Origin of the sequence: Sphingobacterium ginsenosidimutans (assembly GCF_039536865.1) — a bacterium.
Taxonomy (GTDB): Bacteria; Bacteroidota; Bacteroidia; order Sphingobacteriales; family Sphingobacteriaceae; genus Sphingobacterium; species Sphingobacterium detergens.
The window spans coordinates 1,242,599-1,255,684 of sequence record NZ_BAAAZK010000007.1 but is presented as its reverse complement, the minus strand read 5'-3'; the positions used below and the strand labels follow the sequence as shown (position 1 = coordinate 1,255,684).

The following is a 13,086-nucleotide window of genomic DNA, read 5'->3' as shown; positions in this document are numbered from 1 at the left end:
ATTAGTTTTAATTGAAAGGTCGAGATTAAAGGTCTCGACCTTTTTTATTGCCGTAGTATTGTTTCCTGGCCCTGGTTGTGGATCTCCGCCAATTACGCTGTTTATTGAGTAATAATTCGATTTAGTTGCTTGTTTTCTTATATTTGAGTGATAAACTAACCTTCGCTTATAACTGAATTGAAATGATGAACGGAATGAAATGTCGACTGATAATCCTGATCATGGCGTACTTAGCACTCGAAGTGGCAAAAGCGCAATCCCTAGATGATTTTACACTGCCCAGCCCTTGGACGGCCGAGGCATTGAAAGCCGAGATACCGCTGCCGGAATATCCTCGCCCGCAAATGCAACGTAGCGAATGGCAGAATCTCAACGGACGATGGGATTACATGGGCGGCAGTTCGCTGCAAGATCCGCGTCAAGCTGGCGCTCCACCGACATTTCCCGCAAAAACCGAATCAATCCGCGTGCCTTTTGCGCCCGAGTCCGAACTATCGGGAATTGCCCGGAGCGGGGAGAAATTTCTCTGGTACAGACGCGCTCTTACCATTCCATCCGCATGGAAGGGTAAACGTATTTTATTGCATTTCGGTGCGGTAGACCAATATGCGGTGATCTTTGTTAACGGTAAAAAGGTAGGTGATCATACAGGTGGATACCATGCTTTTAGCCTGGATATTTCGGATTTTCTAAAGACGGGCGACAATACCCTTGTCGTGGGTGCTTACGACGCGAATGATGGTAAAACAGCATCTGGAAAGAATGGCGATAAAGGTGATTATACATTTAGCTCGGGCATCTGGCAAACAGTCTGGATGGAACCTGTACAGCAAAAATACATCAGCCAGCTGAAACTGATCCCTGAACTGAAAAATAACCGCTTGCAGCTAACGGCGCTCACCCAAGGCAAAGACCTCACAGTGGTTGCCACCGCGTATGCGGATAACAAGCAGGTGGCGACAGCGACAGGAACGGATCACAACGCATTTTACCTCGATATCAGCAAGCCACATTTATGGAGCCCCGAAGATCCATTTCTCTATCAGCTGAAAGTGGAACTTAAAGATAAAAAGGGGCGTACAGTGGATCAGGTGGACTCTTACTTCGCGATGCGCTCAATCAGTATTGGTAAGGTCGACGGCATCAATAGAACCTTGCTAAATGGCAAATTTCAATTTCAGATCGGTGTGCTTGATCAAGGCTATTGGCCTGATGGTATTTTTACGGCACCGACCGAAGCGGCTTTGCTGTACGATATTGAACTGGCGAAAAAGGCTGGATTTAACGTCATCCGTAAACATATCAAAGTGGAGCCCATGCGCTGGTACTATCACTGTGACCGGCTTGGCTTAATGGTCTGGCAGGATATGCCCAACTTGTGGTATCCGGACGATACAGATTCAGTAGCGGTACGTCAACAGTTTAGGACCGAACTGAAGCAGATGATGGATCAGCTGGTTAGTGTTCCTTCGATCGTCACATGGGTACCTTTCAATGAAAACTGGGGGGCATTTGAAGTGGCAGATATTACCAAATGGACAAAAGCATATGATCCTACGCGCTTAGTAAACGGCAATTCGGGGTATAATTACGCACCTGGATATCGGCCTGCGCAGGGTGACCCCGGGAATGGCGACTTTGTGGACAGGCACCACTATAGAAAGATGGAAGATAAAGCCTTTCCGCAGCCAGACGAAAATCGGGCCGCATCGTTGGGCGAATTCGGAGGGAAGGGGCTTTTTGTGCGCGACCATATGTGGCCTGTGGAAAATAACGCTTACGAGATCCTCATCAATAGGGATATACTCTCGGATACCTACGTTTACCTGCTCAATGAGATCGAACAGCGTATGTTGTACAGCGGTTTAAGCTGTGCGATCTTTACACAAACGTCAGATGTGGAGCATGAAATCAACGGGTTGGTGACCTATGATCGGCAGGTGGAAAAGTTCGACATGAAGAAAGTGAAGGATATAAATCAAGCAATCATCCGCAACAGCGAAAGATTAGGGAAAAAGAAAAAAATAAGTTCAATTTCAAGGCTGTATCCGGTGGAGTAGCCGTAAATTTAGCTCAATGTTTGTTAAATGCATTTGAAATAAACAGCTATTTATAAATTAAATCGTTAAATCGTGATAAAGTGGTTTATGATTTATATGAAAAAGTGATGCATTTATATCGACAAGTATTTATACGCTTTTCTTAATATTTAAGTATTTTTTACCTGAATTGTGTTGCGAACTTTGTTTTTTCAATTTTAATAAAGATCTTTAGGCGTTATAAACGCAAAATTTGAGTCCATTACACAACCTTTCTGAAGAAACATTAATTCTTTTGCTCAAAAAAAAGAACCAGCAGGCCTTTAGTTATCTATATGATAACTATGCGGACTCCCTTTATGGAGTAGTCTGCCGGATTGTAACTTCGGCAGAGCACGCGGAGGAAGTGATCCAGGATGTATTTGTTAAGATCTGGAAGCACGTCGATCTTTTTGATGTAGAAAAAGGAAGGTTATATACTTGGATGATCAATATTGCCCGAAATGCAGCACTCGACTACCGAAAATCTAAGGGGGTGCAGAATGAATTGAAAAACCAACCGCTCTCAAATATCGTAAATAGAGAAGAGGAACAAGATCGGAGCCAGAACGAACGAAATGCACAGGCAGATTTTATTGGATTTAAAAATATTTTAGATAAATTGAAGCCCGAATGTCGTGTCTTGATCGAAATGGCCTACTATGAAGGATATACCCAACAGGAGATAGCCCAACAACTTGACATTCCTTTGGGTACAATAAAAACACGGACAAAAGCGGCGTTTTTGCAGTTAAAAACATTGTTAAAGGATTATCGTTAATTTTGGATATCGAAGCTTACATATCGTCAGGGATTATTGAATCGTACGTTTTGGGAGTCGCTTCTGAAGAGGAAGTCAGTATCCTGAACTGTATTCGTAAAAATAATTCCGCAGTGGATCAGGCAATTGCCGAGGCTGAAAAAATGCTCGAGGACTTAGCTGAGATCCAGGCGGTGGGGATGCCTATGGCCTTAAAAGAGAAGATCTGGAATAGACTACAAGATGAGAATCTGGTTGCTAATGATAATCAGCCAGAACTTCTGCCGACGACGCAGACGTTATCCAAAGACGATAGTATTCAACAACAAACCTCATCCGCTGAGGAGGAACCTAAGCAGGCCGTCCCTATTAGATCCTATAACTGGGCCATAGCGGCAAGTATATTATTTGTCCTGAGTGCTGGTGCGAATCTGTTCTTTTATCAACAGCAAAAGGAGTCCAGCGAGATGCTAGCAGCAGCAAATAATGAGCTACATAGCAAAAAAGCAATGCTTGCAACGCTGCAGGATAAATGGGACTTGGTCGAAAATCCAGCAATTAAGACGATTTCCTTAAAAGGTATCGAGACTAAACCTGATCTGCATGCGCTTGTCTATTGGGATCAGCAATCCAAAGCTGTATTCTTGAGTCTTGAGCATATGCCTGCCGCCCCAAAAGGCAAGCAGTATCAGCTCTGGGCAATGGTGGATGGTCAGCCTGTCAGTGCTGGTGTGTTCCCGTTGGATGCCAAGACTCAAATGGCCAGTAAAATGCTGGATGTTGCCAAAGCACAGGCATTTGCCATTACATTGGAAGATGAAGGGGGGAAAGATGCCCCTACACTCACTGAGCTCTGCGTCATGGGCAGTATTTAGCCGTTTTTTTACTTATACAACTTTTTCTGGCGACATCGTGTAATAACCATGAAAAAACCCCGGCTTGAAGATCAAACCAGGGCCATTTTCACAGGTAGAGTAAGACTTTTGTTAAGCTTTGATAAATAAACCTGCAATATTAAGTACAGCTTCTGCAGATAATGGCTCATCAAAAGATTGTGTGGCTGCACTAGCTGAGATTTTTCCCATCGAACCACTTAGTGACGTAATATCAACTCCAGCCTGTTTTACATTGTCTTCTCCAGCATAGATGGGATTTACAACAGCACCGATGCCAGTATCATTTGCCCCAGTAATCCAAGGTTTTTGATCTGCAGCAGCGCCGCCACGGGCACGACGCATCTGACGGATATGCGAGGCATGTCTTGCCTCCACCGAATGGATCTGTAATGCTGCTGTCAGCACAACGCGGTTGCCAAGCAAGATACCTGCCTGCCCCTTATATGCCCTCACACCGGTATCTTCAAATGCCTGTGCAACCGCTAAAAATGTATCATAATTGCTAAAGACATTTCCAAATGTGCCCCCTGCTGTAAAATCAAATGTTGGCTTTGATACGGCCTTATTGCCCAATACCTGTTTTAAAAAGTTGACATGTGCTACCTCGTGGTCACGAATGGTGGTAATCGCACCAAGCGGCTTGCCCGAAGGGATTAGCCCCGCTTTGGCAACACCCATAGTATAATATTCTGCTTCGAGATATTCCAACGTCAGTGCATAGTTAAGTACACCATTGACGTCTGTGGGCGCGGTGGCGCCGTATGCTTTTTTAAAGAGTTCACTGACAAAGAATGGCAATGCGGCCATCGTTATCTTTTTACTCACCGAAGCTAAATTTTTGATAGCTTCACGACGTGGACTGATACGATCGCTGAACTCAGGATCTACAGTATTTATTTGTTCAAAAACATTTAAGAGATTCATGATAATCAAAATTTAGGTGAATTAATAAGTGGGTAGATCCGATACATCGATTTTGGATTTGATAAACGGTGCAGCGGCGCTCAAAACGACACTGGGACTTTTGGCAACATCGAGTCCATTGGAATCAACGACTTCCTGATTGGCAAAACTGCCGTTGTCTATCATATCCCTTATCCAGGCGGCATGCCGCGCTTCTACCGAAACGATCTTTCCAGCCAATAACAAATAATTGGGATCTTTAATGAGCCATCCGGCACCATTGTAAGCCGACACGCCCAGGTCTTCAAAGGTTTTGGCCGTAGCCAGTACATTGGCTCGGCTGCTGAAATTTACACCCGAAAGATTAAATTCGAGACTGGAAATCGCTTTTCCGCCCAAGGCAATTTTGAAAAACTCGCGGTGTGCGATTTCGTGATCACGGATATCTGTAAAAAAAGCTTTTTCCATATCCGTCATACCTGAATAAGGATTATTGACCAACTGAATATAAAATGCGGCCTCAAGTTGCTCGAGTGCATAAGCATAATTTAGGATGGCTATGTCACCGCTACCGAAATACAAGCCTTTCCCGCCGTTGTCCATACCGTCATCGCGGTCTTTCTTACAGCTAGATATACCAAGTATGGCGAGTGAGGCTGCACTTGCACCTGCAAATTTCAAAAAGTCTCTCCTTCGGAGGTCTTTTTTTTCATGTTCACCATTGGAAGTCAATAGTGAATCTTGATTTTGGGAAGTTGTTATCTTTTCCATAACAAAAGTCTTTTAGTTTATAATTTTTCTGTACTTATAATCATTTACGACTTTTTGGAAAGCTTGGATTGCAAAACTTTATTTTATTTTTATTTTTTTTGGCGGGTTTTCAATTAACGTAAATAAAGATAGCCTGATGGTAACAGAATAGGTCAGCACCCTATTGTTCTGGTAAGCAGAGCACAAAAAAGCTGATGCAAACCCACATCAGCTTTTTGCTCATTAAAATTTACTTCAATTGACTGTACTTACTTCTTGGTCAGTAAGGGCAGATATTTTTCATAACCTTTGGCCTTCATTTCTTCCTTGGGCACAAATTTGAGTGATGCGCTGTTGATACAATAGCGTAGCCCGCCTTTGTCTGCAGGGCCATCTTCAAAGACATGGCCCAAATGAGCGTCACCGGTTTTACTTCGTACTTCTGTACGGCGAATGCCGTGGGAGTTATCGGATAATTCTTCGATTAAATTGGTATTGATCGGTTTCGAAAAGCTGGGCCATCCGCAGCCCGACTCAAACTTGTCTGTCGAAATAAATAATGGTTCTCCTGTCGTAATATCTACATAAATACCATCTCTAAACTCAGCATTATAGGCATTGTCAAAAGCACGTTCGGTTGCCTGATTCTGCGTCACGTCATATTGCAATGGGGTAAGTTCTTTCTTAAGTGTGCTTCGGTCCTTTCTTTTATAAGCTTGTGTCGCAGTTGTATCTTTGGGAGCAGGATTGGCTTTGCGGGCCATATCAAATAATTCAGGACCAATGTGGCAGTAACCACCGGGATTTTTGTCGAGATATTTTTGATGATAGGCTTCTGCATTGTAGTAATTCTGCAAGGGCTGGAGTTCAACCACAATTTTCGAAGGATATTTTTTGGCAAGTTCGGCCAAACTTTCCTTGATCACGGGCACGGCTGAGCCATTTGTGTAGTAAATACCAGTGCGATATTGTGTCCCTATATCATTCCCTTGTTTGTTGAGTGATGTGGGATCGATTGTTTTTAGAAATAAATCCAGGAGCAGCTTCAGGTCAACGATCTTTGGATCGTAAGTAACTTTGACGGTCTCGGCAAAGCCTGTTTTTCCGGTGGATACCTGCTCATAGCTCGGATCCGGTAAATTGCCATTGGCATAACCGACCTCTGTTGCGGTAACGCCGCGCACCTGCTTGAAAAAATGTTCAGTACCCCAAAAACATCCGCCTGCGAAATAAATAACCTGATTCTGTTTATCTGTCTGATCCATAGATTGTTTTTTAATTGTGTTGGAACGATTGGTTTTCTGTGAAAATCCGAATTTGCTGAGCATAAATAAGCCTAAGCCTAGCACTAATAATAAAAATACCTGTTTCATCGCATTTCTCCATTCTTGTTTTTAAGATATACGAAGCAAACACCTGCATTGGTTTTGAGCATTTGAAAATTATTTGCAAATTTGCTTTATTAGTGATAAGATGCCTGGATAACATTATCCTAATACTTCAATTAAAACCGGCTCTAAAATAGCTATCTGCTGATTTATCCACACACGGAAAGTGATAAGGATGCCGCGGTGGGAGGTCTCCGATACCGCTATGCAAAAACTGTCGCCAGCTAGGCCGTGCTGGCCTGTTGCGCGCCGAGCAGCCGGAGATCGTCGGATGCCGGTAGTTCAAATACCTGCAGGTGAAAGTGTTTAATGGCAGCCAATAGGTGGTCAAAAATATCGGCCATTGTATCTTCAAAATAAGCCCATTGTGTACCCTTGGTAAACATGTAGAGTTCCAGCGGAATGCCGTATTCACTAGGAGCTAGCTGGCGCACTAACAGGGTTAATTCCTGATGGATATTGGGGTTATGCTTGGCATAGGCGAGTACATAGGCCCTGAATAGACCGATATTGGTCATCTTGCGGCCATTGACGGGCGAGGAGCTGTCAGTATTCCAGGTTTTATTGTAATCAGCAATCTCGCGTTCACGTTTTTCGATATAGGGAGCCAGCAAGCGGATCTTTTTTAATGCCCTGATTTCCTCCTCACTGAGGTAGCGCACCGAAGACATTTTAATGTTCAATGCCCGCTTTATCCGACGGCCGCCCGTCTCTTGCATCCCACGATAGTTTTTGAATGAATCGCTTAGCAAGGTATAGGTCGGTATGGTGACAATAGTCTTGTCCCAGTTCTGTATCTTCACATTGTTGAGGTTGATCTGCAACACGTCGCCGTCCACACCATATTTGGGCATTTCTATCCAGTCTCCCACGCGGACCGAGTCATTGGCCGAGACCTGAATACTGGCCACAAAGCCCAGAATAGTATCCTTAAATACCAGCATGAGGATGGCGGACGCCGCCCCCAGCGATACCAGAAAAGACCATGGCGAATTGCCCGTCAGGAGGGAAACGGCCAGCGTGCCGATTACAAAAATCAAAAAGATCTGTACCACCTGCAGGTAGCTGTCGATGGGCTTGTCTTTGAACGCATTGGAGCTGCGAAAAATATCGCGGCAGGTTTTTAACAGGCTATTGACCAGATGATAGATGGTCAGCAATACCACGATATCCAGCAACTTGACAAGGGCAGCGGTCAGCACCGGAAAACCAAGGAAGATCATCGGAAGTAGCTGCCGTGTGAGCAGCACGAGTATAGTGCGGCTCACGCGTACATGCACCTTGTTTTCCAACAGAAAATCGTCCCATTTGGTTGAGGTCCGCCGGGCAATCCTGTTCAATGCGGAATAAAAGACCTTGCGCATGATATAATCGAGGGCATAGAGCAGCACTGCGAAAGCGAAAAGTAATCCAGCGGCCGTAACAATATGCGCCTGCTGATCGGGTAAACCTAATTTGGCAAAGAGATTGAAAATGTACTGATAAATTGAACTTGTTGGTTGTTCACTGAAGTTAAGCATGTCTAAATTTTTCATATGAACAGACAAATTTACGGAGAAATATAAAAACGGGTTTTGAGGTGTAAAATACCCTTTTATACCTATTTTTACGCTTAAAGTTTGCTTATTGATTAATTTTTACGTATATTTGTAAATTAATAGATAACCCGATAGCGAAAATTTTCTGTTTCGCGTCTTAAAAACCCCCAACGATTTGAATGAGATTAGTGTGATAGGTGGTGGGAGTTGGGCCACGGCCCTGGTTAAAATTTTGACAGAAAATAGCATTTATACCAACTGGTACATGCGGCGTTCCGAGCAGGTGCGCGCGATAAACCAGGATGCTATTAACCCTGACTACCTATCGTTTTTAAAACTTGACAATACAAAAATTTATGCGTCCGATCAGCTGGAGGAGATCGTGGCCCGATCGAAAGTAATTCTTTTCGTCGTGCCCAGTGCGCATCTGGACAGTGTTTGCGCCGAAATCCCCAAAGAGGACCTTGCTGAAAAATTTGTCATCACCGCCATTAAAGGGACCGTCGGCCCCGAAAATCTGCTCCCAAGTGCTTACCTCGCCCGGTATTTTGAACTGAAAGATTTTCAGCAGGCGATCATTGCAGGGCCTTGCCATGCCGAAGAAATCGCGCGGAACAAGAAAACCTATATGACGCTGTGCGGTCCGAATGAAACCTTTATCAGTAAGATTTCCAGTGGGTTTGCTTCAAGCTATATGCAGGTGAATTATAGTCCCGACACCCTGGGTGTGGAGTACGCAGCCATTTACAAAAATGTGGTTGGTATTGTCTGTGGCATGGCCGAAGGACTGCATTATGGCGACAATTTTATGGCGGTGCTGGTTGCCAATGCCATTGACGAACTGGGACTGCTACTGCGTGCCGTCGGTGCACCCCATGTCCGGCTGGGTGGCTCTACTTATTTGGGCGACTTATTGGTGACGGGTTACTCCGCACATAGCCGCAACCGGACTTTTGGTAAATACCTTGGCCAGGGGTATTCGGTTTTCGAAGCCCGTCAGCTCATGGGCATGGTCGCCGAAGGATATTTTGCAACCAAGGGGCTGATGGCGACGGTCACGAGCCTTGGACTCAATTTACCCTTGTTACAGACAGCCTACCGTGTGCTATACAACCATATGGCTGCAATTGATGAATTTAAACTTTTAGAAAGGAATATAAGATAATATGCTATTAGCAACAGATTTAGACGGAACTTTTTTAGGCGGAAAGATGGAAGACCGCCTCAGATTATATAGACTGATCAAGGCCAGCCCGAATATGCAGCTGGTTTTTGTAACCGGACGAGGACTGGAGTCGGTATTGCCGCTACTGAGCGATCCGCTCATTCCGGTGCCGGACTTCATTATTGCGGATGTGGGCGCCACGGTCGTTAACGGCCATAGCCTGGAAGCAATTGAACCGCTGCAAAGTGAGATTGAGGAAAAATGGCCGCAGACTTATGCAATCCGGGCAGCGCTGGAGGAAATACCGCAGTTGAATTACCAACATGTACCGCAGCAGCGCCGCAGTTCATTTTATTATGAAGCAGGGGTTGACCATCGTCTGGTGCAGCAGGTGGCTGACAGGTATGACTGTGATATTATTACTTCGGCCGATAAATACCTGGACTTGCTCCCCAGAGGTGTCAATAAGGGGACAACATTAAAGAAACTGGTTGAATTTTTGGCTGTCGATCCGGATGATGTGATGGTGGCCGGTGATACCCTTAATGACCTGGCCTTATTTCAGATCGGTTTTCGGGGTGTTGCGGTCGGAAAGTCCGAACCGGGCTTGCTGCAGGCCATTGATCAATTGGATACAGCGTACAGCGCAGAAGCTGCCGGGGCGGGCGGTATATTGGAATATATGGGCAAATACCGCCCGTTTCAGCAGTTGATTCGTGGAGAACAAAAATTAGTGCCTCAAAAAAGAAAGTCCAAAAAATCCGATCAGCTGGTGATGGTCTACCATCGGCTGCCTTTTGAAAAGGAATCGGTCAATGGTAAGACGGTGCGGGTAGCACCCAAAAGTCCAAATGGCATTATTCCCTCGCTGCTGGGCTTATTTGAAAAAGGACGGTCTGGTCTCTGGATCGGGGAGGAAGTCATCCAGCAGGACGGGCAGCCGGTTCCAAATCAGCTGGTGGATGAAAGCCGGTACCCTAATCTGGTCGCTTCCACCATATCGCTGTCAAAAGAGGATATCGATAAGTTCTATCGTGTATTCTCCAAGGAGGCGTTCTGGCCGACGATCTTTTCCTTTGTGGACCGGGCAAAGTTCAACCACGAGGACTGGGACCATTACCTGATGATCAACAAGCGCTTTGCCGAGCGGATCGCTCGCGAGGCCGACGAGGAGGCGCTGGTCTGGATCCATGAGTATAATCTGTGGATGGTACCTTCTTTTTTAAAGACCATGCGTCCCGATCTGAAAATTGGCTTTTTTCACCATACGGCATTTCCGGCAGCAGATATTTTTAATATTATTCCCTGGCGCAAGGAGATTATCGGCAGCCTGCTGCTCTGTGATTTTGTCAGTTTTCATATCCCACGTTATGTGGAGAATTTTGTGGATGTGATCCGCAGTCATACGCCGTTTAAAGTGGTCAAAAAAGTAGACGTCGCCAATCAGTTCCTGACCTATAGCTGTGCGCTGGGTGTCGATCAGATGACCAAGATCATTGAGGTGGACGGGAGGCAGATCAGGCTGGGGGCACAGCCGGTGGGTGTCAACAGGGATCATATCGAACAGATTCTGACGGATGATAACGTGAAAGCGGAGATCCATACGCTCAAAGAGCGCAAAGCTGAATCGGGAATAACGCGTATCATATCCATCGAGCGCCTGGATTATGTCAAAGGACCTTTGGAAAAAATTCAGGCTTTTGGCGAATTTCTTGCCGAGTATCCGGAATTTAGGGGCAAGATTGAACTGGTCAATGTCTGTACACCGCCATCGCAAGGGATGACGATCTATGATGAAATCCGCGACCAGGTGAATCAGGCCGTGGGTGAGATCAATGGTAAATATGCGACGATGAACTGGACCCCGATCCAATATTTTTACCGGGCACTGCCCTTTGAGGAAGTGGTCAAGCACTATGCGTTGAGCGATATTGCCTGGATTACGCCTTTGCGTGACGGGCTGAATCTGGTCGCCAAGGAATACATTGCAACTCATGGACTACTGGAAACTGCTGGGGTCCTTGTGCTTTCGGAATTTGCGGGTGCTTCGGTTGAGTTGCCTTATGCTATATTGACCAATCCCTATGACCGCAAGAGCATGAAAGATGCGCTGTTGAAAGCATTGGTCATGGAAACCGGAGAGGCCCAGGTCAGAGCGCGTAGGCTGTATGAGCATATTGAGCACTACGATATCCATTATTGGGGGCGGGATTTTGTCAGAGAGCTCGAGAAATCGGGCAAGCGACTATAAATAACAATTGCGGGGGCTAATCTAGCCCCCGCTTTGTTTAACGCAATAAGCCAAGGGTTAAACTTGCGGTATAGCGTGACCGGCCTCTTTCAATGGTTCCCAGAAACTGGAAAAGGCAGCCTCCTCTGGCTGCCTTTTCTCGTGCTTGTATTTTACCGTAATCATCCCGTTGTGATGCATCCGTCTAAGGGGTTAGTGAAACAACACATTCTTCCGATTGCGTATTGAATTATAAATTGATCAAACGATATTAATGGCTCAGCTGTAATTTTCCGATAAAGGGGCGGCTATCGATCGTCGTAATAGCTTCTTTAATGGAATAGCATAGCTGGTAATTTTCGCTCAGCATTTTTTTGCTAGATTCTATTTTGCTGTTTTCAACCTTATCAACAATCCAGGTTGGGTTTAACGGATCTGAATTAAATTTCGTGATTAAAACTGTAAATCCTTCTTTCTGAGCACTGATTAAAGTGTCTTTTGTGATGTCTACTATTTTCATAGTGAGATAAGATACGAAAAAAATAGGAAATAGGCTTTGTTTCGTTTAGTTGATGGCCTTATCAACATCCTTACAATTGAACGAAAATGTACCTTCTTTAGGAGTTCCGGGCCTAAATTGTAAAGGTTCGGCGATCGGTCTATCCATCGTGATTCAGATTGCAAATAAATTAAATGTAACAAAAGGTGGTCTTTGGTTGCATTATTCTACTGGTTTTATTAGAAATCCATCATAAATTGACTTTCCTAAAAATAAAGCCTAATTTTGAGTGATCAACAATAACTAAACCATCGGGATGAATGTAGCACATGTCAGACAATTGTTTACCCAGCTTTACGAAGAAAATTGGGTGAAGTTGTATGTACATGTTTTCCGGATGTTAAATGATCGGGACGAGGCCCGTGATATTGTACAGGAAATATTTGCAAATCTCTGGGACCGTATGGAGCGGCTGGAAATCGAGCATTCGTATCAGGCTTATCTCTTTCGTTCGGCCCGTAATCTGGTGATCAACCGCATTGCAAGCCAAGATGTGGGACGTAAATATGAGCATTACCTTGAACATGCAGCCCCAGCCCTTGAAATTATGCCCGACGAGCTGCTGCGGGAGAAAGAATTAGCGGAACAGATTGATCAAGCGATTGAAAATCTGCCGCGCAAAATGGCTTTGATCTTCAAAAAAAGTCGTTTCGAACAACGGAGTTATCGGGAGATCGCCGAGGAACTTGATATCTCTGAGCAGACTGTCAAAAAGCAGATATACAATGCGTTGACGGTTTTAAGAAAAAAAATACGAACTATTTTTATTTTTTTCTACCACTAAGTGGGCGCTATCCTGTCTTCTAAACTGTAAACAGG

The 13,086-nt window shown here is 44.8% G+C and carries 12 protein-coding genes; 7 read left to right on the top strand and 5 right to left on the bottom strand.

Annotation, left to right across the window (positions count from 1 at the left end; all coding sequences use genetic code 11):
- Positions 1–221 precede the first annotated feature (221 nt).
- From ABFX33_RS17630 to ABFX33_RS17620, 3 genes are all read left to right on the top strand, one after another.
- The gene (locus ABFX33_RS17630; RefSeq protein ID WP_346087128.1) at positions 222–2,060 is read left to right on the top strand and encodes a glycoside hydrolase family 2 protein; all 1,839 of its coding nucleotides are present in this window, start codon (positions 222–224) and stop codon (positions 2,058–2,060) included.
- A 232-nt stretch (positions 2,061–2,292) separates the two neighbouring features.
- Positions 2,293–2,859, top strand: a complete 567-nt coding sequence (locus tag ABFX33_RS17625; RefSeq protein WP_346087126.1) for an RNA polymerase sigma factor — start codon at positions 2,293–2,295, stop codon at positions 2,857–2,859.
- Between the two features lie 2 nt (positions 2,860–2,861).
- Positions 2,862–3,713 carry an anti-sigma factor gene (locus ABFX33_RS17620; protein ID WP_120257181.1) on the top strand — a complete coding sequence of 284 codons (852 nt, stop codon included), beginning with the start codon at positions 2,862–2,864 and terminating at the stop codon, positions 3,711–3,713.
- A 111-nt stretch (positions 3,714–3,824) separates the two neighbouring features.
- On the opposite strand, the gene ABFX33_RS17615 is transcribed toward ABFX33_RS17620, so the two are convergent.
- The 4 genes from ABFX33_RS17615 to ABFX33_RS17595 form a co-directional block, all read right to left on the bottom strand.
- Positions 3,825–4,658, bottom strand: a complete 834-nt coding sequence (locus ABFX33_RS17615) for a ferritin-like domain-containing protein (protein ID WP_346087124.1) — start codon at positions 4,656–4,658, stop codon at positions 3,825–3,827.
- Positions 4,659–4,679: 21 nt separating this feature from the next.
- A complete protein-coding gene (locus ABFX33_RS17610) occupies positions 4,680–5,408 on the bottom strand; it encodes a ferritin-like domain-containing protein (RefSeq protein WP_120257183.1) in 729 nt (242 codons plus the stop codon).
- Between the two features lie 248 nt (positions 5,409–5,656).
- The gene (gene msrB / locus ABFX33_RS26760) at positions 5,657–6,760 is read right to left on the bottom strand and encodes a peptide-methionine (R)-S-oxide reductase MsrB (protein ID WP_428835651.1); all 1,104 of its coding nucleotides are present in this window, start codon (positions 6,758–6,760) and stop codon (positions 5,657–5,659) included.
- 239 nt (positions 6,761–6,999) lie between these two features.
- A complete protein-coding gene (locus ABFX33_RS17595) occupies positions 7,000–8,310 on the bottom strand; it encodes a mechanosensitive ion channel family protein (RefSeq protein WP_346087123.1) in 1,311 nt (436 codons plus the stop codon).
- Between the two features lie 178 nt (positions 8,311–8,488).
- On the opposite strand from ABFX33_RS17595, the gene ABFX33_RS17590 reads away from it, so the two are divergent.
- Together ABFX33_RS17590 and ggpS are read left to right on the top strand one after the other, a co-directional pair.
- Positions 8,489–9,478: an NAD(P)H-dependent glycerol-3-phosphate dehydrogenase gene (locus ABFX33_RS17590; RefSeq protein WP_346087121.1), complete on the top strand. Its 990-nt coding sequence runs from the start codon at positions 8,489–8,491 to the stop codon at positions 9,476–9,478.
- Between the two features lies 1 nt (position 9,479).
- A complete protein-coding gene (ggpS, locus tag ABFX33_RS17585) occupies positions 9,480–11,729 on the top strand; it encodes a glucosylglycerol-phosphate synthase (RefSeq protein ID WP_346087119.1) in 2,250 nt (749 codons plus the stop codon).
- A gap of 250 nt (positions 11,730–11,979) precedes the next feature.
- On the opposite strand, the gene ABFX33_RS17580 is transcribed toward ggpS, so the two are convergent.
- On the bottom strand, positions 11,980–12,228 hold the full coding sequence (locus tag ABFX33_RS17580) for a hypothetical protein (protein ID WP_120257188.1): 249 nt from the start codon (positions 12,226–12,228) through the stop codon (positions 11,980–11,982).
- A 52-nt stretch (positions 12,229–12,280) separates the two neighbouring features.
- Between ABFX33_RS17580 and ABFX33_RS17575 the strand changes: the two genes are divergently transcribed.
- A complete protein-coding gene (locus ABFX33_RS17575) occupies positions 12,281–12,463 on the top strand; it encodes a hypothetical protein (protein ID WP_346087117.1) in 183 nt (60 codons plus the stop codon).
- 60 nt (positions 12,464–12,523) lie between these two features.
- On the top strand, positions 12,524–13,051 hold the full coding sequence (locus ABFX33_RS17570) for an RNA polymerase sigma-70 factor (RefSeq protein ID WP_346087115.1): 528 nt from the start codon (positions 12,524–12,526) through the stop codon (positions 13,049–13,051).
- The last annotated feature ends 35 nt before the right edge of the window (positions 13,052–13,086 follow it).

Bases quoted from the DNA above. Each gene is read 5' to 3' on its own strand.
- ABFX33_RS17630 (WP_346087128.1), top strand. From the start codon at position 222: ATGGCGTACTTAGCACTCGAAGTGGCAAAAGCGCAATCCCTAGATGAT.
- ABFX33_RS17570 (WP_346087115.1), top strand. From the start codon at position 12,524: ATGAATGTAGCACATGTCAGACAATTGTTTACCCAGCTTTACGAAGAA.
- ABFX33_RS17615 (WP_346087124.1), bottom strand. From the start codon at position 4,658: ATGAATCTCTTAAATGTTTTTGAACAAATAAATACTGTAGATCCTGAG.
- msrB (WP_428835651.1), bottom strand. From the start codon at position 6,760: ATGAAACAGGTATTTTTATTATTAGTGCTAGGCTTAGGCTTATTTATG.
- ABFX33_RS17610 (WP_120257183.1), bottom strand. From the start codon at position 5,408: ATGGAAAAGATAACAACTTCCCAAAATCAAGATTCACTATTGACTTCC.
- ggpS (WP_346087119.1), top strand. From the start codon at position 9,480: ATGCTATTAGCAACAGATTTAGACGGAACTTTTTTAGGCGGAAAGATG.
- ABFX33_RS17580 (WP_120257188.1), bottom strand. From the start codon at position 12,228: ATGAAAATAGTAGACATCACAAAAGACACTTTAATCAGTGCTCAGAAA.
- ABFX33_RS17575 (WP_346087117.1), top strand. From the start codon at position 12,281: ATGGCCTTATCAACATCCTTACAATTGAACGAAAATGTACCTTCTTTA.
- ABFX33_RS17595 (WP_346087123.1), bottom strand. From the start codon at position 8,310: ATGAAAAATTTAGACATGCTTAACTTCAGTGAACAACCAACAAGTTCA.